This window comes from Neorhizobium galegae (genome assembly GCF_021391675.1).
In the GTDB taxonomy this organism is placed as follows: Bacteria; Pseudomonadota; Alphaproteobacteria; order Rhizobiales; family Rhizobiaceae; genus Neorhizobium; species Neorhizobium galegae_B.
Window position 1 is genome coordinate 334,659 of the sequence record NZ_CP090095.1, and the last position, 20,340, is coordinate 354,998.

The window sequence follows — 20,340 nt, forward strand, 5'->3', positions numbered from 1 at the left end:
TCCTCAGACCTGAAGAATGGAAGAGACGAGAAGCTGGGTATAAGGCTCGCGCGGATCGTCGAGCACCCGGTCGGTCAGCCCATGCTCGATCACATGGCCGTCCTTCATCACCATCATCCGATGTGACAGGAGACGCGCGACCGCGAGGTCGTGGGTGACGACGATCGCCGACAGGCCGAGATCGTTGACGAGGCCGCGCACGAGGTCGAGCAGGCGGGCCTGGACCGAGACGTCGAGGCCGCCGGTCGGCTCGTCCATGAACACGAGGCGCGGGCCGGTCACCAGATTGCGGGCGATCTGCAGGCGCTGGCGCATGCCGCCGGAAAAGGCGCGCGGCTGGTCGTCGATGCGGTCGGTGCCGATTTCGACGCGGGTCAGCCAGTCGCTCGCCGTCTCGCGGATCTTGCCGTAATGCCGGTCGCCGACCGCCATCAGCCGCTCGCCGACATTGGCGCCGGCCGAGACCGTCATGCGCAGGCCGTCCGCCGGGTTCTGGTGCACGAAGCCCCAGTCGGTGCGCATCAGGAAGCGCCGTTCGGCCTCGCTCATGTGGTAGAGGTCGCGGAAATTGCCGTCGCGCATCCGGTATTCGACACTGCCGGTCGTCGGCATCAGCCGGGTCGACAGGCAGTTGAGCAGCGTCGTCTTGCCCGAGCCGGATTCGCCGACGATGGCGAGCACTTCGCCCGGCCACAGGTCGAAGGACACGTCCTTGCAGCCGATCCGGCTGCCGTAGAATTTCGAGACGCCGCTGACTTTGAGAAGAGGGGTGTCGGTCATTCCGCTGCCTCCTTGGCTGGCGCCAGCATGGCGCCGACATGGCCGTGTTCGCGGCGGTCCTCGCAATTGTCGGTGTCCGAACAGACGAACATGCGGCCGCCCTTGTCGTCGAGTACCACTTCGTCGAGATAGACATTCTCGGCGCCGCAGAGCGCGCAGGGCTTGTCGAAGGTCTGGATCTCGAACGGATGATCCTCGAAATCGAGGCTGACGACGTCCGTATAAGGCGGCACCGCGTAGATGCGCTTCTCGCGGCCGGCGCCGAACAGCTGCAGCGCCTCCGACCGGTGCATCTTCGGATTATCGAACTTCGGCGTCGGCGACGGGTCCATCACGTAGCGGCCCGCGACCTTCACCGGATAGGCATAGGTCTTCGAGATGCGGCCGTTATGGGCGATATCCTCGTAGAGCTTCACATGCATGAGGCCGTATTCTTCCAGCGCATGCATCTTGCGGGTCTCGGTCTCGCGCGGCTCGAGGAAGCGCAAGGGTTCCGGGATCGGCACCTGGTAGACGAGGATCTGGCCCTCGGCGAGCTTGTGCTCGGGAATGCGGTGGCGGGTCTGGATGATCGTCGCGTCCTTGGTGTGGGTGGTGACCGCAACATTGGCGACCTTCTGGAAGAAGGCGCGGATGGAGACCGCGTTGGTCGTGTCGTCGGCGCCCTGGTCGATCACCTTCAGCACGTCTTCCGGGCCGATGATCGCGGCCGTCACCTGCACGCCGCCGGTTCCCCAGCCATAGGGCATCGGCATTTCGCGCGACGCGAACGGCACCTGGTAACCGGGGATGGCGATCGCTTTGAGAATCGCGCGGCGGATCATCCGCTTCGTCTGCTCGTCGAGATAGGCGAAGTTGTAAGTGGCGAGGTCCGTCATTTACGGTTACCTTTGAGCAATTGGGAGGGCAGTTCATGGAACTCAGTGCCGAGACGCTTTCGAGTATCGTGCTCTTCGGCCTTATCGCGCTCGCGCTGCTCTATCGCGCCATCTTTGGACCGGGAAAGGGCAGCAGCAGTTTTGACGCGGATGGCGGCGATGGAGGAGACGGCGGCGACTGAAGAATGTGCGGCGATTTCGGTCATTCCGCCGCCTCCCGTATGTCTTTTCCGCCATTTCTGGTGGCTTCGATATCGGCGCGCATCCTGCGCACCAGCGCAAGCTCGGCCTGGAAATCGACGTAGTGCGGCAGCTTCAGATGCTCGACGAAACCGGTCGCCTGCACATTGTCCGAATGCGAGATCACGAATTCCTCGTCCTGCGCCGGCGCGGTGATGTCCTCGCCGAGTTCTTCGGCCCGCAGGGCGCGATCCACCAGCGACATCGACATCGCCTTGCGCTCGCTCTGGCCGAACACCAGGCCGTAACCGCGGGTGAACTGCGGCGGCGCCTTCGACGAACCCTTGAACTGATTGACCATCTGACATTCGGTGATCCGGATGCGGCCGAGCGAGACGGCAAAACCGAGTTCTGCAACTTCGATCTCGACTTCCACTTCCCCGATGCGGACTTCGCCGACGAACGGATGGTTGCGGCCGTACCCGCGCTGGGTGGAGTAGCCGAGCGCCAGCAGGAAACCCTCGTCGCCGCGGGCGAGCGCCTGCAGGCGCAGATCCCGGCTCATCGGAAACTCCATCGGCTCGCGGGTGAGGTCGCCGGCCTGATGGTCCTCGGAAAACTCGCCATCCGCTTCGATCAGGCCTTCATGGGCGAGAATGTCGGAGACCCGCATGATGTGCTCTTGCGGCGTGTCGCGGCGTTCCGGCTCATCGACCGGTTCGTCGGTGAGCAGCGAAGGATCGAGCAGACGGTGGGTGTAGTCGAATGTCGGCCCGAGAAGCTGGCCGCCCGGCAGGTCCTTGTAGGTCGCCGAAACGCGTCGCTCGACCTTCATGGCAGCGGTATCGACCGGAACGGAAGAGCCGAAGCGAGGCAGCGTGGTGCGATAGGCGCGCAGCAGGAAGATCGCCTCGATCATGTCGCCGCGCGACTGGCGGATGGCAAGCGCTGCGAGCGCCCGGTCATAAAGCGAGGCCTCGGCCATCACACGGTCCACGGCGAGGCCCAGTTGCTCGACGATCTGCCCGATGGTGACGGAAGGAAGCGAGCGATCACCCCGACGCCGGTCGGCCAGCAGCCTGTGAGCGTTGTTGATGGCGGCCTCGCCACCCTTGACGGCAACATACATGGTTCATTCTCCTGGCCATTGCCGGCATCCCATCAAGATGCGGGAAGGTTTGGTCATTTGGCCCCGAGCGGCGGCCCCAAGGTTAAAAAGTCAGTCGACCGTTTACTGGGTGGCGATGCGTACTGTCCGCGGCAGGCACAACAGATTTTTGCCGGCCGTCAGGATGACATCGACGCCACGCGGGAAGAGCGCCCGGTTGTCGGCCCACAGCCGCAAAAAAACTTCCGGAAGGCCCTTCACCATGACGGTGGTCGCGTGCGGAATGCCGGGGCCGGTCAGCGTCAGCGGCAGGCCTTCGCCAAGTGCTGCGACCTCGATCACCAGCGTCGTGGAACGGTCCGGATATTCCTGGGTGCCGGCCGAGAAGAGGCCGAACGAGGCAAGCGTCGCGCCGGCCTCTACGAAGGCGAAGCGGGCCTCGGCCTTCTCGCGGGTGATCGGCGCACCGGTGTGGAAGCCGATCCACTCGCCGACGGCCGATTTGAAAAGCCCGGCGCTCAGCCACACGGACGTTTCATGGTCGCAGAGCGTCACGGCGATCGCCCCGGCCGCTCCTCCCAGCGGCTCCGGCTGGCCGACATCCGGTCCGACGGTACGGATCGTTCCCGGACGGGCCATGCTGTCCATCAGCATGCGGAACACGTCCTGGGATTCGAAGACCGGTTCTCTAAACCCGCCGGAAAGCGCTTGTGTCTTGATGTTCATCAGTCGTCCCCCCGTACCATGGTGAAGAAATCGACGCGGGTCGCGGCCGTCTCCTCCGCCTTCTGTTTATCTTCCGTGGCGACGCGGGCCTCAATCGGACCGAGCAACGTGGCCTCCACGAAATCGCGCGTGCCGTCCTCCTGCCAGAGCGCGTCGAAAATGGCTGCGAGCCGGACATTCGGCTTCGCGGTGCCGAGCGCCTGCGCATGGCCGGCAGTTCCGGATGCCAGAAGCACGGTCGCACGCGTCACCGTCGCCTCGCCGAGATTGAAGGGTGCGCCGCCGCCGCCGATGCGACCGCGGACCATCACCAGTCCGGTCTCGGGGCCGCGCACCGGCTTGACCTCCGGTTTGGCTGGAAGCTTTTCCCAGGCGGCATGCAGTTCGTCCGTCGTCGCGCGTGCAAGAAGCCCAACGGCGCGACGGCGCGCGGCGATTTCTGCATTCGGCTCGATTTGTTTCGCCAGGTCCATTGCCAAGCTCCTAAATGTCTATTGATATAGACAACCATACAAGTTATATGTACTACTAACTTCGGGATATAACAAGCGTGTGACATGGATACGGGGCAGACAAACGTTCACCGTCAAAACGGCGTAGCGCTATGGCGGCAGATCGCCGACCGCATTCGCGCCTCGATCGCCGATGGCGACTACGACGCGACCGGCAAGGTGCCGCCGGAATTCACGCTGGCCGCGCAATTCGGCGTCAATCGCCATACGGTCAGGAGCGCGCTTGCCGCCCTCGCTCAGGAGGGCATCGTACGTTCGGTACAGGGGCGCGGTACGCTGATCGAGCGCAAGGAACGGCTGAACTTCCCGATCACGCGGCGCACGAGGTTCAGCGAGGGCATCGGCGACCAGGCGCGGGAAAAGGAAGGCCTGCTGCTGCATTCGGCCCAGGAACCGGCCTCAGTCGACCTGTCGACCCGGCTGCGCATTCCTGAAGGTGCGCAGGTGATCCGGCTGGAAACGCTGAGGAAAGCGGATCACCGCCCGGTTTCCCGCTCGACGACCTGGTTTCCGGCCGACCGTTTCGGCGGCATCGAGGAGGCTTATAGCAAAAGCGGCTCGATCACGGTTGCGTTCCGGATGCTCGGCCTTTCGGACTATCTGCGTGTCTCGACGGAAGTGACCGCGACCCATGCGGATGGCGCGGATCTCGCCGATCTGCAGCTATCGCCGGGTGCCATCATCCTCGTCGCCCGGGCGCTCAACACCGATACGGAAGGCGTGCCGGTGCAATATGCCGTCAGCCGCTTTCCCGCCGACATGGTGCAGTTCACGATCGAGAATTGAGCTATAAACCAGACGTCAACAATCATGTGGAGCAAAATCCGAGATTTCTCGCTGGCACTCGTTTCAGTGGTACGATCTTAAAGCTCGAAACTGGTGATTCCCGATGTCGACCTCTGATTGGATGATTATCCTCGCAACGCTTGCAGGCCCGATTTTAGCAATACAGGTCCAAAAGTTTTTGGAGCGGGGCCGTGAAAATCGTAATCGGCGTCTTCAGATATTTCGGACGTTAATGGCTACTAGAGCGGCATCCGTCTCTCCAGCCCATGTTGAAGCTCTGAATTCAATAGCTTTGGAATTTTACGGCAGAAAAAAATCTTCTAAAGCAGTAGTCGAGGCTTGGAAGCATTACCTCGATCACTTGTCTCAAGATAATGCTAATTTGGCAATCTGGGGTCAAAAGCGTGTCGATCTATTTATAGATCTTCTTCATAAAATGGCACCAACTGTAGGTTACGAGTTTTCCAAAGTTGAAATTAGTAGGGAAATATACTCTCCAAAAGCTCACGAAGAGCTTGAGGCGCATCAGCAAATTATCCGCGAAGGAATTGTTCGCATACTCAGCGGAAGCGCCGCACTCCCCGTGGAAATCCACAATGGGCCGCAAGGAGACGGTGAGATTCTACTGAGCCCACCCCTTCCCTAGGAAGGGGTGGATTCGGCAGAAGCAGAAGCTCAGTGCGCGCCGGACATGTCGCCGAGAACGTCCTTCGAAGCGACGGTCGAGTCTGCCTTGAGCGTGTAGACCATCGGCACGCCGGTCGCGAGGTTGAGCTTGAGGATTTCTTCCTTGCTGAGTCGGTCGAGAACCATCACCAGCGAGCGAAGCGAATTGCCGTGCGCGGCGACGAGGACCTTTTCGCCGCGCAGCACGCGCGGCAGGATTTCCGTCATGTAGTAGGGCCAGACCCGGGCGCCGGTATCGCGCAGGCTTTCGCCGCCCGGCGGCGGAATGTCGTAGGAACGGCGCCAGATATGCACCTGCTCCTCACCCCACTTGGCGCGCGCATCGTCCTTGTTGAGGCCGGAAAGATCGCCGTAGTCGCGCTCGTTAAGCGCCTGGTCGCGGATCGTCTCGAGATCCGGTTGGCCGACCTTGTCGAGGACGATCTTCAATGTGTCCTGGGCGCGCTTCAGCACCGAGGTGAAGGCAATGTCGAACTTGATGCCCGTTGCCGCCAGCGCTTCGCCGCCGGCCTCGGCTTCCTGGATGCCGAGCGGCGTCAGATCCGGATCGCGCCAGCCTGTGAAAAGGTTCTTGAGATTCCAGTCGCTCTGGCCGTGACGAACGAGGACGAGAGTTCCGCTCATGGGATGAATTCCTCCGGGAAGATTTTCAGGAAAGCCCGAGCACGTCGAGCATGGAATAGTGGCCGGGCTTCTTGTCGCGCGCCCAGAGCGCCGCGGCAACCGCGCCGCGGGCGAAGATCGAGCGGTCGCGCGCGCTGTGCGAGAGCGTCACCAGTTCGCCTTCGCCGGCAAGTACGACGGAATGGTCGCCGACGACCGAGCCGCCGCGCAGCGTCGCAAATCCGATCGTGCCGGTCGGGCGGGCGCCCGTATGACCGTCGCGCACCCTGACGGATTGGCTTGCGAGATCGATGCCGCGGCCTTGCGCTGCCGCTTCGCCGAGCAGCAGTGCCGTTCCGGATGGCGCATCGACCTTGTGCTTGTGATGCATTTCGACGATCTCGATATCCCACCCGGCGGCGGGCAAGGCCTTCGCCGCCTGCGCGACGAGCACACCGAGCAGGTTGACGCCGAGGCTCATATTGCCGGACTTGACGACGCGCGCATGACGGCCGGCCGCCCTGAATTTTTCCTCGTCCTCGACCGAGCAGCCGGTCGTACCGATCACATGGACGATCCGTGCCTGTGCGGCGAGGACAGAGAAGGCGACGCTGGTCGCCGGCGTGGTGAAATCGAGCACGCCGTCGGCATCGAGAAAAGCCTTCAGCGGATCGGAGGTTATTGGAACGTCGAGAGTTCCGACACCCGCAAGCTCGCCGGCGTCCTTGCCGATGAACGGCGAACCTTCGCGCTGAACGGCCGCGTGCAGCGTCACGCCTGCTGTTTCATGGATGACCCGGATCATGGCCTGGCCCATCCGGCCTGCAGCACCAACCACCACGAGTTTCATGTCATTTGCGGTCATGCGCGGCGCAGTCCTTGGCTGTTTGGAATGTTTGTCGGCGATTGCGAATTTCGCGACGAACCTAGAGCCCGTCACGATCCAGTGCAAGTGCCGAGAATGAGACGCTTTTTTGTCGAACCACTAGCCCGGAGTATGGCCTCCAATGCAGAGCCACGCCTTCCCGGTTTGCCGCTTGATGCAAGGAGATGCTTCCCAGTTTCGTATCAGCGGCCCTGCAGAACCTTGACGACTTTCGCGGTCATATCGCCCCGTCGCGCTTTTTCGAAGTCTTCATAGGTCAATTTGCCGGACGCCATTCCATTGATCACGCGCTGGCAGCCAAGAGCCGTGGCCTTGCTTTCGGATACGTCCAGCAGAAGTGCCAGATTTTCGATTGTCTCCTTGCGCCAATTCTGCTGGACGCACTGGGCAATCGTCTTGGTACGCAAAGCGGCACTGCCTTCGAGTGCGCTGGAAGCCGCCTGGTATTTCTCAGGCGTCGCCTGCGTCGCACAGCTTGCAAGCGCCGACGTGACGATGGCAACCGCCATCATCCGATAAGAACGGATCAGCATGGTTCAATCCCAATTGATATGCGGCGGGCCAAGGCTACTTACCTTGCAAGGATGCGATGGCACCCTTGGTGGGTTCGTCTTCATTGAAAGACTGCCAATCCTTGTACTTCATCTTGCCGGAAGCGATTGAATTGACGATACGCTGGCAAAGCAGGCGAGGATTTTTGGAATCCGCTACGCTGACATACCAAGAGTAGGCTTCACGCGATCGAGCGTTCCAGTCGTGACCTTCTCCGACGCATTTCACGACAAACTTCTCACGGAGAGACGCACTTCCCTTTAATGCTTCGGCTGCCGCTTCATACTTGTCCTCCGTCAGGCAGCCTGTCAGGCCAACGCAGAGCACAGAAATTGCTAAGCCACGGAAAATATTAGAAAACATGAAAATATGTCCCTCACTCAATGGGCGCCATATTTCCATCAGGAATTGAAAAAGCGCAAGAGCCTAACAGCGCCAGCGGCGGCCGTCCGTTGAAATTCCGTAGGCCGAGGGGGCCTGGGCGAAGCTTGCCAGGCCGGCCAGCGCCGCCTGCGGATGGGTCACCACGAAGGTGGGGATAGTGCCCATCAGCTCCGTATGCGGCGCTTTATCCTCGAAGGCGGCGCGGAACTGTGGGCCTTTCAGCGCCGGAACGATCTTCTGCGAGATGCCGCCGGCGAGATAGACGCCGCCGCGTGCCATGAAGATCAGCGCCATGTCGCCCGCGACCCGGCCGAGATAGGTGGCAAATAGCGAAAGCGTTTCGACGGCCTGGGAATTCGTGCCGTTCAGACCGTGGGCCGTGACGTCCGCCGGATCGGAAAACGCTGGCTGCAGCCCGTCGGCCGCGCAGACGGCCTGATAAATGTTGACGACGCCGCGTCCGCTCAGGATTTCTTCCGCAGAGACGCGGCCCTCGATGCGCTTGAGGTGCGGAAAAATCTCGAAATCCCGTTCCGAGCGCGGGCCGACATCTACATGTCCGCCTTCGCCGGGAACCGGGAACCACATGTGCCGCGCATAGACGAGGCCTGCGACGCCGAGGCCGGTACCCGGGCCGAGCACCACGCGCGACGCCATATGCGGCTCGTTGTTGGGCCCAAGCGTCTCGCGGTATTCGTCGGGCATGGTCGCGACGGCAAGCGCCTGGGCTTCGAAATCGTTGACGACCAGCACGTCCTCGAAACCGAGATCGGCGATCATGCCTTTCGGCCGCACCACCCAGTCGCAATTGGTCAGATCGATCTCGTCGCCATCGATCGGCCCCGCGATGGCAAGGATCGCCGAACGGGGCTGTACCGAACTCCTGTCGAGCACGATTTTCTGGATCGCGTCATCGATCGTCGGGTAGTCGGCGGTGCGCACGTTCGGGAACGGCTTCGGTTCCGCATCGGCGTCGAGGAGGATCGAGAAGCGGGCATTGGTGCCGCCGATATCGCCGATCAGGATCGGAAAGGGCAGCTTGTCGGTCTTCATGTTATCGGCCATCGGGAAGCTTAGTCCTTCTGAAAGTCGATGAGTTTTTCGGCTGTGGCGCGGTTGAGCGCCATGGGAATGTCGTAGACGGTCGCAAGCCGCGTTAGCGCCTTGACGTCGACGTCGTGGGGAAGGGCGCTCAAGGGGTCGATGAAGAACACCAGCATCTGGACCTCGCCGGTGGCGATCATCGCGCCGATCTGCTGGTCGCCACCGAGCGGGCCGCTCTTCAACCGCGTCACTTCGAGGCCCGGACAGGCATCCTGAACCCGGCCGCCGGTCGTGCCGGTGGCGACGATGCGGAAGCGCGAAAGCGCCACCTGGTGATGGCGGGCGAAATCCGCCATATCGTTCTTCTTCTGGTCGTGCGCGATCAGCGCGATGCAGGGCTTGGCCGACATGATTGGGTATCCTCACCAGAACGATATTCAATCGATTTGTGACGCGTTCTAGCGTGCCGCTTCGTTCTTGGAAAGGTGGCGTCGAGACCGGCGGTTTCGATTGCCGGCCTCATCCGGAACTATTGCAGCGGACGCGGTGTCGGGATCGGCATGTCATCGGAAGCGGGCGGCGGATCGTTGACGATCGCCTCGATAGTCTTTGCCGGTGCCGACGCGGCAGGCTGAGCCGTGTAGGCCACGGCGCTGCCGCCGAAGGTCGCGTCGTCTTCGGAGCGCGAGGGGGCGGCAAGCACGGCTGCACAGGCTTTCGGGAGATCCGAGAGCATGACCTGGCGAGGCTTGACCGGCTTCTTGTTCGGGTCCGGCTTCGGCGGCGGCGCCCACGGCTCCTTGCTGAACCACCAGGCGAGGGAATTGTCGCAGCCGTCGCCCTTGGCGACCGGCGCCTGGCTCTGGCAGGCCGTAGCGCCGGCCGGGCAGTGGATGCGGATATGGAAATGTTCGTCATGGCCGTAGATCGGCCGGACCTTGCCGAGCAGGCTTCGATCGCCGGTCCAGGTTTCGCAAAGCTTCTTCTTGATGGCCGGGTTAACGAAGACCCGCTCCACCTGCGGATAGCTCGCCGCCTGCATGACGACCTTGGCGTGAGTGCTGGTCCAGCGACTGGGATCGACGGTCAGGAATTTGCTCTTGTCGAGCATGGAGGTGAACGGCAGACTTTCGCGTTGCTGGGCGCTCAGAGGCTGGGCGGGCTTCGGCGTGAACCAGATATCGGCGTCGAGGCCGATCTGGTGTGAGGCATGGCCTGTGATCATCGGGCCGCCGCGGGGCTGCGAAATGTCGCCGACGAGAATGCCAGAACCCCAGCCGAGCCTTGCGGCATCGCCAGAGAACCGTTCGAGCAGTGCGATCATCGCCGGATTGCCCCAGCGGCGGTTGCGCGAGAGGCGCATCGCCTGCCAGGTCGGCCCATCGGTCGGCAACGCCACGGCGCCGGACATGCAACCCTTCGCATAGAAACCGAGCGGTTCCGCCTCCGCCATGCTCGGGAGCTTCAAGGTGCCAAAAAGCTGTTTCGCCGGCGTGCCTTCCTGCGCTGCCACCGATCCCGCGAACGCGCCGCAAAGGAAAGCGGTCACCGTCAGCCGCAAAATAGTACCCGAAATCGATCTCATGCCCATCCGCCGCAAATCACCTGATCGCCTCGAATCTACCGTGAAACAGGATTTTGGTGAAATGGAGATGGTGGAAGCCTTGCCGATTTCCGGAAGATAAACGCCGGATAAAACGGATGTGAGCGCCGAACTCCTGTTTTTCGCCGCCTTTTGTCCTATGCTTCACTGCAACAGAGAAACTCGGAAGAGGTAACGAATGGTTCTGGCTCGGCTGAAGGTAGGTTTCGCGATCGCCCTGGCGACGGTTTTCGCAGCGTCGAGCGTGCCGGCCCAGGAACCGAAATGGCGGCATGGCATGGCCGTTGTCGGGGACCTCAAGCTGCCGGAAGGCTTCAAGCAGCTCCCCTATGTCGATGTAAACGCGCCGAAGGCCGGCGAGCTGCGCCTCGGCGACGAAGGCACGTTCGACAACCTCAACCTGGTGATCGACCGGGGTGCCGCGGCTTCGGGTTTGAGCCTGATCTACGACACGCTCATGAAGCGGTCGGAGGACGAGGTTTTCGGCACCTACGGCCTTTTGGCCGAGGCCGTGTCCTATCCGGACGACGTGTCTTCGGTGACGTTCCGCTTGAGGCAGGAGGCGAAATGGCCGGACGGCCAGCCGGTCACTCCGGAAGACGTGATCTTCAGCCTGGAGAAGCTGAAGGAGCACAGCGCCCTCTATTCCGGCTACTATCGGCATGTCACCGGTGCTGAAAAGACCGGCGACCGCGAAGTGACCTTCCGCTTCGACGAAAAGAACAATCGCGAACTGCCTTCGATCGTCGGCGACTTCCCGATCCTGCCCAAGCACTGGTGGGAAGGCAAGGACGCACAGGGCAACCAGCGCGACATTTCCCGCACCACGCTGGAGCCGCCGATCGGGTCCGGACCCTACAAGATCGGGGCCGTTCAGCCGGGCTCCACCATTCGCTACGAGCTGCGCGACGATTACTGGGGCAAGAGCCTGCCGATCAATCTCGGCCAGTATAACTTCCGGACGATCAGCTATACCTATTTTTCGGATGCCGACGTGGAATTCGAGGCCTTCCGGGCCGGTACGATCGACTACCGCCAGGAAAACAGTTCGAGCCGTTGGATCACGCGTTACGATTTCGACGCGGTGAAGGACGGGCGGGTGATCAAGGAAGCGCTGACCAATCCGTTCAAGGCCGTCGGCGTCATGCAGGCTTTCGTGCCGAACATGCGGCGCGACATCTTCAAGGACGCGCGGGTCCGCGAAGCGCTGAACTACGCCTATGACTTCGAGGATCTCAACAAGAACCTCGCCTATGGCGGCTTGAAGCGGGTCGACAGCTTCTTCTGGGGCACCGAGCTTGCGTCCTCCGGCCTGCCCCAGGGAAAGGAACTGGAGATTCTCAACGGGTTGAAGGACAAGGTTCCGGCGCGGGTGTTTACGACCCCCTATACCAACCCCGTCGGTGGCGACCCCAACAAGGTGCGCGATAACCTGCGCACGGCCATCAGCCTGCTGAAGGGGGCCGGCTGGGAGTTGAAGGGCAATCGGATGGTCAATGCCAAGACCGGGCAGCCCCTGGGTTTCGAAATTCTCCTGAACAGCCAGTCGCAGGAGCGCACCGTGATGCCCTATGTGACAAGTCTCAAGAAAATCGGCATCGATGTCCGGCTCCGGATAGTCGACGCATCGCAATACATCAATCGAATCCGCAGCTTTGACTACGACATGATGTACGGGGTTTGGGCCCAGACCATGAACCCCGGCAACGAACAGGCGGACTACTGGGGATCGGCGTCCGTTAGCCGGCCGGGATCACGCAACTATGCAGGCATCGCCGATCCAGCGGTGGATCAGCTGATCACCATGATCACCTTCGCGCCGAACCGGGAAGATCAGGTGGCAGCCGTCAAGGCGATGGACCGGGTGCTGCTCGCCAACCACTATGTGGTCCCGATGTTCTATTCCGGCGAAGCGAGGATCGCCTACTGGAACCGCATCACGCATCCGCAGAGACTGCCGGAATACAGCATAGGTTTCCCCGAGACCTGGTCGGCCAGAAGCGCCGCGAAGTGAAGATTGGGCACGGACTTGCGCCGCCGACCGGCACCTGTTCCAAATGAGCCCACATGATTCGCACCGCAAAAAGAGGAAAGAGCCATTTGATCGGCATTGGAATATGCGCTGAGACGAAAGCCCGCCCGCCAGGCAGGGAGCTCTGATGGGCGCCTATATTCTCCGCCGTGTTCTGCTGATGATACCGACGATCGTCGGTATCATGGCGATTTCCTTCCTCGTCGTGCAGTTCGCGCCGGGCGGCCCGGTCGAGCAGGTGATCGCCCAGATACAGGGCCAGGATACCGGCGACCGGCTTTCCGGCGGTGGCGGCGAACTGCTCCAGCAACAGAGCGGAGGCGAGGAAAGCCGCTATCGCGGCGCCCAGGGCCTCGACCCGGAATTCATCGCCAAGCTCGAGAAGCAGTTCGGTTTCGACAAACCGCCCGCGACGCGGTTCCTCGAAATGATGTGGAACTACATCCGCTTCGACTTTGGCGAGAGCTTCTTCCGCAATACCTCGGTGCTCGATCTGATCATCGACAAGATGCCGGTGTCGATCTCGCTCGGCTTCTGGATCCTGATCGTCTCCTACCTGATCTCGATTCCATTGGGCATCCGCAAGGCGGTCAAGGACGGCTCGACCTTCGACGTCTGGACCTCCGGCGTGATCATCATCGGTTATGCGGTGCCGAGCTTCCTGTTCGGCATCCTGCTGATCGTGCTCTTCGCAGGCGGTTCCTTCTTCGACTGGTTCCCGCTGCGCGGCCTGGTTTCGGACAATTTTTCAGAACTTTCCTGGTGGGAAAAGGTCATCGACTATTTCTGGCACCTGACACTGCCGTTGATCGCCATGTCGCTTTCGGCCTTCGCCACCACCACGCTTTTGACCAAGAACTCGTTCATCGACGAGATCAAGAAGCAGTATGTGACGACGGCGCGCGCCAAAGGCCTCAACGAGCGGCAGGTGCTCTATGGCCACGTCTTCCGCAACGCCATGCTGATCGTCATTGCTGGCTTCCCGGGCGCCTTCATCTCCGCCTTCTTCACCGGTTCGCTGCTGATCGAGAACATCTTCTCGCTGGATGGGCTGGGGCGCCTCGGTTATCTCGCGATCGTCAATCGCGACTATCCGATCGTTTTCGGCACGCTCTACATCTTCTCTCTGATGGGCCTGTTCGTCAGCCTGATTTCGGACCTGATCTATACCTGGATCGATCCGCGCATCGATTTCGAGCGGAGGGATGTCTGATGGAGGCGACCGCCGCAAAGACCACCGGGCAGGCGGCACCGCCGCAGAAGCGGCCCTGGATTTCGCCGACCAACCGGCGGCGGCTCGCCAATTTCCGTGCCAACAAGCGCGGTTACTGGTCGTTCTGGCTGTTCATGGTCCTTTTCGTGCTCAGCCTGTTTGCGGAATTCATCGCCAACGACCGGCCGATCGTCGCCTCCTACAAGGGCGAAATCCTCTACCCGGTCGTCGTCGATTACCCGGAGGAGAAGTTCGGCGGCTTCCTGGCAACGACCGATTACCGCTCCGATTACATCCAGCAGGAAATCGAGGCGAACGGCTGGATGGTCTGGCCGCCGATCCGCTATTCCTACCAGACGGTCAATTCCAACATCCCCCATTCGGCGCCGACAGAACCCTTCTGGCTGATGGAGAAGGCGGATCGCTGCGCCGCCTATCCGCAAAAGGATCAGGACCCGAACTGCATCCTCGGCAATCTGAACTGGCTCGGCACCGACGACCAGGCACGCGACGTAACCGCCCGCATGATCTACGGCTTCCGCATCTCCGTCCTGTTCGGCCTGGTGCTGACGATCTGCTCGGCAGTAATCGGCGTGACGGCCGGCGCGGTGCAGGGTTATTTCGGTGGATGGACCGATCTTCTGATGCAGCGGTTCATCGAGATCTGGTCTTCCATGCCGGTTCTCTACATCCTGCTGATCATCGCCTCGATCCTGCCGCCTGGCTTCTTCGTCCTGCTCGGCATCCTCTTGCTTTTCTCCTGGGTCGGGTTCGTCGGCGTGGTGCGCGCCGAATTCCTGCGGGCCCGCAATTTCGAATATGTCCGTGCCGCCCGTGCGCTCGGCGTCGGCAACTGGACGATCATGTCCCGGCACCTTCTGCCGAACGCCATGGTCGCGACGCTGACCTTCCTGCCCTTCATCCTGTCGGGCTCGATCGCGACGCTGACCTCGCTCGACTTCCTGGGCTTCGGCCTGCCGGCGGGCTCTCCGTCGCTCGGCGAGATGATTTCGCAGGGCAAGAACAACCTGCAGGCGCCATGGCTCGGCTTCTCCGCCTTCTTCACCATGTCGATCATGCTGTCGCTGCTGATCTTCATCGGCGAGGCCGTGCGCGATGCCTTCGATCCGAGAAAGACGTTCGGGTGAGCCGATGACAGAGCCGCTTCTTTCCATCCGCGATCTCTCCGTGGCCTTCCACCAGGGTGGCGATACCTCGATCGCCGTCGACGGGGTCTCTTTCGACATCCACCCCGGCGAGGTGCTGGCGCTGGTGGGGGAATCCGGTTCCGGCAAGTCGGTAACGGCCAATTCCATCCTCAAGCTGTTGCCTTATCCGTCCGCAAGCCATCCGTCCGGCGAGATCCTGTTCGACGGCAAGGATATGCTGAAGGCGTCCGAGCCGGAACTGCGCCGTGTGCGCGGCAACGACGTCACGATGATCTTCCAGGAGCCGATGACCTCGCTCAATCCGCTTCATTCGATCGAAAAGCAGATCGGCGAGATCCTTGAGCTTCACCACGGAACCAACGGCCAGGCAGTGCGTATCCGCACGCTCGAACTCCTGAACCAGGTCGGCATCCGCGAAGCGGAAAAGCGGCTGAAAGCCTATCCGCACGAGCTGTCCGGCGGCCAGCGCCAGCGTGTGATGATCGCCATGGCGCTCGCCAACCGCCCGAAACTGCTGATCGCCGACGAACCGACCACGGCGCTCGACGTCACCGTGCAGGCGCAGATTCTTGACCTTCTGCGTGGCCTAAAGGGCGAGCACGGCATGTCCATGCTGTTCATCACCCACGACCTCGGCATCGTCCGCAAGTTCGCCGATCGCGTCTGCGTCATGACCAAGGGCAAGATCGTCGAGACCGGCACGGTGGAGGATGTCTTCGCCAATCCGCAGCACACCTATACGCGCCATCTGCTCGCCTCCGAGCCCCGCGGTGAGCCACCACCGGCCGATCCTTCCAAGCCGGTGGTGATGGAAGGCAAGGATATCCGTGTCTGGTTCCCGATCAAGGCGGGCTTCCTGCGCAAAGTGGTCGATCATGTGAAGGCCGTCGATGGCGTCGATCTCCAACTGCGCGCCGGCGAGACGCTCGGCGTCGTCGGCGAATCCGGCTCGGGCAAGACGACGCTCGGTCTCGCGCTCGCAAGGCTCATCTCCTCGCAGGGCCGCATCGCCTTCGTCGGAACGGACATCGACAAGTTCTCCTTCAAGGAGATGCGCCCGTTCCGCGACCGTCTGCAGGTGGTCTTCCAGGATCCCTATGGATCGCTGAGCCCCCGCATGTCGGTCGGCGATATTGTCGCCGAGGGGCTGAAGGTGCATGAACGGTCGCTTTCCGCCGATGGCCGCGACGAGCGTGTCGCCTGGGCCTTGAGCGAAGTCGGCCTGGATCCGGCGACCCGCTGGCGTTATCCGCACGAGTTTTCCGGCGGCCAGCGCCAGCGTATCGCGATTGCCCGCGCCATGGTGCTGAAACCGCGTTTCGTGATGCTCGACGAGCCCACTTCGGCGCTCGACATGACCGTCCAGGCGCAGGTCGTCGATCTCTTGCGCGACCTGCAGAAGAAGCACGATCTCGCCTATCTCTTCATCAGCCACGATCTGAAGGTCGTGAAGGCGCTCGCCAACCACGTCATCGTCATGCGCCTCGGCAAGGTGGTGGAAGAAGGCCCCGCGGACCAGATTTTCCAGGCGCCGAAGCAGGACTATACCCGCGCCCTGATGGCGGCGGCCTTCAATCTGGAAGCCGTCGAAATCGAAGCCATCAACCAGTAATCACAGCAATCAAGGTCAATCTGTCCATGCCCGCCAAACATCCGGTCGTCGTCGATCTCAAGTTCGAACGCCGCGAGGTCGATGCCGCACTCGCCGACGCTTTTGCCGGTCGCACTGTGCTGCACGCCTCCGATCCGGGAGTAGACATGTCCGAGGCGCGCTACGCGGTGATCTGGAAGCCGGACCCGGACCTCTTCCAGCGGGCGCCGAAGCTGGAGGTGTTGTTTTCCGGCGGCGCCGGCGTCGATTATATCCTGACCATGCCCGGCCTGCCTGACGTCCCGATCGTCCGTTTCGTCGACGAAAGCCTGACGACGCGGATGAGCGAATGGGTCGTGCTGCAGGCCCTGAGCCACCTGCGGCAGGTGCCGGCCTATCTCGGACAGCAGCGCGAACGCCGGTGGCGCGAACTCTCCCAACCGGAAGCGAAGGATCTGACCGTCGGCGTCATGGGCCTTGGCGTGCTCGGCCAGGACGCGGTCCGGAAACTGAAGATCATGGGTTTTGATGTCGTCGGCTGGTCGCGCAGCAAAAAGACCATCGAGGGTGTCGAAACCTTCGACGGCGGCGAGCTCGATGCTTTCCTCGCCCGCACGGACATTCTGGTCGGCCTCCTGCCGCTGACGCCGGATACGCGCGGCATCTTCAATGCCTCCCTGTTTGCAAAACTTCGCCAGGGCGGGGCCTTGGGCAAGCCGGTCTTCATCAATGCCGGACGCGGCGGCAGCCAGGTGGAGAGCGATCTTGTTGCAGCGCTCGATAACGGCATTCTCGGCGGCGCATCGCTGGATGTCTTCGAGAAGGAACCGCTCGGCGCAGATAGCCCGCTCTGGGCGACGGACAACGTCATCATTACGCCCCATGCGGCTTCCGCCTCCGATGTGAGGGCGCTGTTTCGCAATGCGGAGGCCCAGATGGAACGCTACGAGGCGGGCGACCCCTTGCAGCACGTCGTGGATCGCCGGGCAGGCTACTGAGCCTTGCTGCCGGAACATTCGTTTCCGCCGACCGTTTCTTGTGCATGAGCCGGGCATTCCGGCCGAACAAGGAGCGAAATCATGAACACTCGTTTCGATCCCCAGGAAGCCGAAACCCGTCATCCGAACCCGATCGGTTCGCCGCCGGTTGTTGAGACCGCTACGGAAGCGCGGCAGGGAAGCTGGGGTGCACCGGTGCTGAAGGTACTGATTGCCGGCCTCATCCTGGCAATGGTCGCCTGGGCCGGCGCCGAGTGGTACGGTCGAAGCACCGCACCGCCGGCAGAGCAGACCGCAACGCCGCCGGCTGGCAGCACGACGCCCCAGAACCCGAATGCGCCGCCGACCGCCAGTCCCTCCACCCCGCCGGCTGCCACGCCGCCGGCAACCAATTCCCAGACCGGCAACTGACCGGCATCATCCTGATTTATTCGGCCGCGACCTTTCGCGGCCGAATTGCGTCTGGACTTAGTCTGCATTTTTTTCGATAAAAATGCCCGGAGGTTGATCAGCCGCTGCCTCCCTATGCATCGAATCGGCGGAGCCGGCCCGGGAGGGCCGGGGCAGGGGCAGGCATGACAAAGACCGATATCGCCAGCAGGGTGTATAACCACACCTGGAAGCTCGACCCGATCATCCGCAGTCTGATCGATACGGATTTCTACAAGCTCCTGATGCTGCAGATGATCTGGAAGCTCTATCCGGATGTCGACGCCACCTTCTCGCTGATCAACCGCACGACCAGCGTCAAGCTGGCGGAGGAGATCGACGAGGGCGCGCTGCGCGAACAGCTCGACCATGCCCGCACCGTCGGCCTGTCCAAGAAGGAGATGATCTGGCTTGCGGGTAACACGTTTTATGGCCGCAAGCAGATCTTCGAGCCGGAATTCTTGAACTGGCTGTCCACCTACAAGCTGCCGGAATACGAGCTTTCGAAGCGCGACGGCCAGTACGAGCTGACCTTCCACGGCAAGTGGATGGAGACGACGCTCTGGGAAATTCCGGCACTCGCGATCATCAACGAACTGCGTTCCCGTTCTGCCATGCGCTCGCTGGGCTTCTTCACGCTCGACGTGCTCTACGCGCGGGCCAAGGCCAAGATGTGGGAAAAGGTCGAACGCCTGCAGGCATTGCCGGGCCTGCGCATCTCCGATTTCGGAACGCGCCGCCGTCACAGCTTCCTGTGGCAGCGCTGGTGCGTCGAGGCGCTCAAGGAAGGCATCGGCCCGGCCTTCACCGGCACCAGCAACGTTCTGCTGGCGATGGACTCCGATCTCGAAGCCGTGGGCACCAATGCGCACGAGCTGCCCATGGTGGCTGCTGCTCTCGCGGAGACCGACGAGCAGCTGCGCGCCTCGCCCTATCAGGTCCTGAAGGACTGGAACCGGCTCTACGGCGGCAACCTGCTGATCGTCCTGCCGGATGCCTTCGGCACGGCGGCGTTCCTGCGCGATGCGCCGGACTGGGTGGCCGACTGGACCGGCTTCCGCCCCGACAGCGCGCCACCGGTCGAGGGCGGCGAAAAGATCATCGCCTGGTGGAAGAAGATGGGCCGCAATCCCAAGGACAAGCTGCTGATCTTTTCCGACGGGCTGGATGTCGAGGCGATCGTCGATACCTACCGGCATTTCGAAGGCCGCGTGCGCATGAGCTTCGGCTGGGGCACCAACCTGACCAACGATTTCGCCGGCTGCGCGCCGCACGAGATTGCCGGTCTGATGCCGATCTCCATCGTCTGCAAGGTAAGCGAGGCGAATGGCCGCCCGGCGGTGAAACTCTCCGACAATCCGCGCAAGGCGACCGGAGATCCGGCCGAGGTGGAACGCTATCTGAAGTTCTTCGGCCAGGAAGATCGCGTCGATCAGGTTGTGCTGGTCTAATCCACTGCTCGAAAACGGGAACAGGCCCCGCCGGAAATGGGCGGAGCCTGTCTGCGTTGGCTGGCTTAAGAGGAATTCGGAGCCTTCGCTTACCGGATGACCTGAACCACTGTATGGGTCTGCGGATCGACGATCACGCGCTGGTTGTTGACGACCGTATAGGCATATTTCGGATTGCTGGGCACCGGGGTCACGACGACGCTCTGCGGGATCGGCTTGCCCACAGCGATCGGCTGTTCGACCACCACGGATGTGGTCGGGGCAGGCTGCTCCTGCACATAGGTGACGACTTCGCGCGGTGGCGGATCGATCGCGGTACCGGCTACGGCGCCGACGACCCCACCCACCGCGGCGCCGACTGGACCGCCGACGATGGCACCGGTAACGGCTCCGCCGGCTGCACCGTTGACGGTGCCCTGCTGGGCTCCGGCCTGTGTCGCGAAGGAAGCGGCGAGAATGGCGCAGGATGCGAGAATGATCTTCTTCATGGGTCTTCTCCTTTTCTTGAACTTCCGAAGAGCTAACCCGCCAGTTTTTGAGTGGTTCCTGCCTGCCGGTCACCTTTCGTAAGGGTCTGAAATCTTGAGCGAGGAGGTATTCGGGATGTAGCCATGTTCCGCTCGCCAAAACTGAGCCGGCAACGTTAGCCTTCACGACCTCCGTTCCGGCAAATCTATCGGCCTGGCAGCCGGCGCGGCGGTTCGACGCCAGGGATCTAGATCAAAAAA

At 62.0% G+C, this 20,340-nt stretch carries 23 protein-coding genes; 9 read left to right on the forward strand and 14 right to left on the reverse strand.

All coding sequences use genetic code 11. The annotated features are described in order from the left end of the window. Positions 1 to 3: 3 nt before the first annotated feature. The 6 genes from phnK to phnG form a co-directional block, all read right to left on the reverse strand. Positions 4 to 780 carry a phosphonate C-P lyase system protein PhnK gene (gene phnK, locus LZK81_RS01585; protein WP_038592229.1) on the reverse strand — a complete coding sequence of 259 codons (777 nt, stop codon included), beginning with the start codon at positions 778 to 780 and terminating at the stop codon, positions 4 to 6. Beyond that, positions 777 to 1,658 (reverse strand): alpha-D-ribose 1-methylphosphonate 5-phosphate C-P-lyase PhnJ, encoded by an 882-nt coding sequence (locus LZK81_RS01590; protein WP_046625455.1) that lies wholly within the window; start codon positions 1,656 to 1,658, stop codon positions 777 to 779. The genes phnK and LZK81_RS01590 overlap by 4 nt, the downstream gene beginning before the upstream one ends. Beyond that, a complete protein-coding gene (locus LZK81_RS01595; protein ID WP_233954983.1) occupies positions 1,655 to 1,864 on the reverse strand; it encodes a hypothetical protein in 210 nt (69 codons plus the stop codon). The genes LZK81_RS01590 and LZK81_RS01595 overlap by 4 nt, the downstream gene beginning before the upstream one ends. Further along, the gene (locus LZK81_RS01600; RefSeq protein WP_233954984.1) at positions 1,861 to 2,967 is read right to left on the reverse strand and encodes a carbon-phosphorus lyase complex subunit PhnI; all 1,107 of its coding nucleotides are present in this window, start codon (positions 2,965 to 2,967) and stop codon (positions 1,861 to 1,863) included. Before LZK81_RS01600 ends, LZK81_RS01595 begins: the two co-directional genes overlap by 4 nt. A 102-nt stretch (positions 2,968 to 3,069) precedes the next feature. Then, positions 3,070 to 3,672, reverse strand: a complete 603-nt coding sequence (gene phnH / locus LZK81_RS01605) for a phosphonate C-P lyase system protein PhnH (RefSeq protein ID WP_233954985.1) — start codon at positions 3,670 to 3,672, stop codon at positions 3,070 to 3,072. Continuing rightward, on the reverse strand, positions 3,672 to 4,145 hold the full coding sequence (phnG, locus tag LZK81_RS01610; protein ID WP_233954987.1) for a phosphonate C-P lyase system protein PhnG: 474 nt from the start codon (positions 4,143 to 4,145) through the stop codon (positions 3,672 to 3,674). The genes phnH and phnG overlap by 1 nt, the downstream gene beginning before the upstream one ends. Positions 4,146 to 4,229: 84 nt before the next feature. On the opposite strand from phnG, the gene phnF reads away from it, so the two are divergent. Next, the gene (gene phnF, locus LZK81_RS01615; RefSeq protein WP_233954988.1) at positions 4,230 to 4,970 is read left to right on the forward strand and encodes a phosphonate metabolism transcriptional regulator PhnF; all 741 of its coding nucleotides are present in this window, start codon (positions 4,230 to 4,232) and stop codon (positions 4,968 to 4,970) included. Positions 4,971 to 5,073: 103 nt separating this feature from the next. Then, positions 5,074 to 5,616, forward strand: coding sequence for a DUF6680 family protein (locus LZK81_RS01620; protein WP_233954989.1), 543 nt, complete (start codon positions 5,074 to 5,076; stop codon positions 5,614 to 5,616). 29 nt (positions 5,617 to 5,645) lie between these two features. Here LZK81_RS01620 and LZK81_RS01625 read toward each other — a convergent pair whose 3' ends face one another. The 7 genes from LZK81_RS01625 to mepA all read right to left on the reverse strand — a co-directional run bounded on the left by LZK81_RS01625 (position 5,646) and on the right by mepA (position 10,711). Next, positions 5,646 to 6,281 (reverse strand): 2,3-bisphosphoglycerate-dependent phosphoglycerate mutase, encoded by a 636-nt coding sequence (locus LZK81_RS01625; protein ID WP_038592256.1) that lies wholly within the window; start codon positions 6,279 to 6,281, stop codon positions 5,646 to 5,648. 25 nt (positions 6,282 to 6,306) lie between these two features. Beyond that, positions 6,307 to 7,125, reverse strand: a complete 819-nt coding sequence (dapB, locus tag LZK81_RS01630) for a 4-hydroxy-tetrahydrodipicolinate reductase (RefSeq protein ID WP_046625462.1) — start codon at positions 7,123 to 7,125, stop codon at positions 6,307 to 6,309. A 203-nt stretch (positions 7,126 to 7,328) separates the two neighbouring features. Further along, a complete protein-coding gene (locus tag LZK81_RS01635; protein ID WP_046602942.1) occupies positions 7,329 to 7,679 on the reverse strand; it encodes a hypothetical protein in 351 nt (116 codons plus the stop codon). Positions 7,680 to 7,713: 34 nt separating this feature from the next. After that, complete coding sequence (locus LZK81_RS01640; protein WP_046602943.1) at positions 7,714 to 8,061, reverse strand: hypothetical protein; 348 nt, start codon at positions 8,059 to 8,061, stop codon at positions 7,714 to 7,716. 63 nt (positions 8,062 to 8,124) lie between these two features. Continuing rightward, a complete protein-coding gene (locus LZK81_RS01645) occupies positions 8,125 to 9,147 on the reverse strand; it encodes a glucokinase (protein ID WP_233954990.1) in 1,023 nt (340 codons plus the stop codon). Between the two features lie 8 nt (positions 9,148 to 9,155). Further along, on the reverse strand, positions 9,156 to 9,536 hold the full coding sequence (locus LZK81_RS01650) for a methylglyoxal synthase (RefSeq protein WP_046638075.1): 381 nt from the start codon (positions 9,534 to 9,536) through the stop codon (positions 9,156 to 9,158). A 119-nt stretch (positions 9,537 to 9,655) separates the two neighbouring features. Further along, on the reverse strand, positions 9,656 to 10,711 hold the full coding sequence (mepA, locus tag LZK81_RS01655; RefSeq protein ID WP_233954991.1) for a penicillin-insensitive murein endopeptidase: 1,056 nt from the start codon (positions 10,709 to 10,711) through the stop codon (positions 9,656 to 9,658). A 196-nt stretch (positions 10,712 to 10,907) separates the two neighbouring features. Between mepA and LZK81_RS01660 the strand changes: the two genes are divergently transcribed. The 7 genes from LZK81_RS01660 (at position 10,908) to pncB (ending at position 19,612) form a co-directional block, all read left to right on the forward strand. Next, positions 10,908 to 12,743, forward strand: coding sequence for an extracellular solute-binding protein (locus tag LZK81_RS01660; RefSeq protein WP_233954992.1), 1,836 nt, complete (start codon positions 10,908 to 10,910; stop codon positions 12,741 to 12,743). Between the two features lie 145 nt (positions 12,744 to 12,888). Next, positions 12,889 to 13,974, forward strand: coding sequence for a microcin C ABC transporter permease YejB (locus tag LZK81_RS01665; RefSeq protein WP_046602947.1), 1,086 nt, complete (start codon positions 12,889 to 12,891; stop codon positions 13,972 to 13,974). Further along, positions 13,974 to 15,122, forward strand: coding sequence for an ABC transporter permease (locus LZK81_RS01670; protein WP_233954993.1), 1,149 nt, complete (start codon positions 13,974 to 13,976; stop codon positions 15,120 to 15,122). The genes LZK81_RS01665 and LZK81_RS01670 overlap by 1 nt, the downstream gene beginning before the upstream one ends. A 4-nt stretch (positions 15,123 to 15,126) precedes the next feature. Then, positions 15,127 to 16,755, forward strand: coding sequence for an ABC transporter ATP-binding protein (locus tag LZK81_RS01675; protein ID WP_233954994.1), 1,629 nt, complete (start codon positions 15,127 to 15,129; stop codon positions 16,753 to 16,755). Positions 16,756 to 16,781: 26 nt separating this feature from the next. Then, positions 16,782 to 17,732: a 2-hydroxyacid dehydrogenase gene (locus LZK81_RS01680; RefSeq protein ID WP_046609451.1), complete on the forward strand. Its 951-nt coding sequence runs from the start codon at positions 16,782 to 16,784 to the stop codon at positions 17,730 to 17,732. An 81-nt stretch (positions 17,733 to 17,813) separates the two neighbouring features. After that, positions 17,814 to 18,143: a hypothetical protein gene (locus LZK81_RS01685; RefSeq protein ID WP_052756771.1), complete on the forward strand. Its 330-nt coding sequence runs from the start codon at positions 17,814 to 17,816 to the stop codon at positions 18,141 to 18,143. Positions 18,144 to 18,307: 164 nt separating this feature from the next. Continuing rightward, on the forward strand, positions 18,308 to 19,612 hold the full coding sequence (pncB, locus tag LZK81_RS01690) for a nicotinate phosphoribosyltransferase (RefSeq protein ID WP_046602952.1): 1,305 nt from the start codon (positions 18,308 to 18,310) through the stop codon (positions 19,610 to 19,612). An 89-nt stretch (positions 19,613 to 19,701) separates the two neighbouring features. Here the strand turns inward: pncB and LZK81_RS01695 are convergent, their stop codons facing one another. Then, the gene (locus LZK81_RS01695; protein ID WP_233954995.1) at positions 19,702 to 20,100 is read right to left on the reverse strand and encodes a DUF1236 domain-containing protein; all 399 of its coding nucleotides are present in this window, start codon (positions 20,098 to 20,100) and stop codon (positions 19,702 to 19,704) included. Positions 20,101 to 20,340 lie beyond the last annotated feature (240 nt).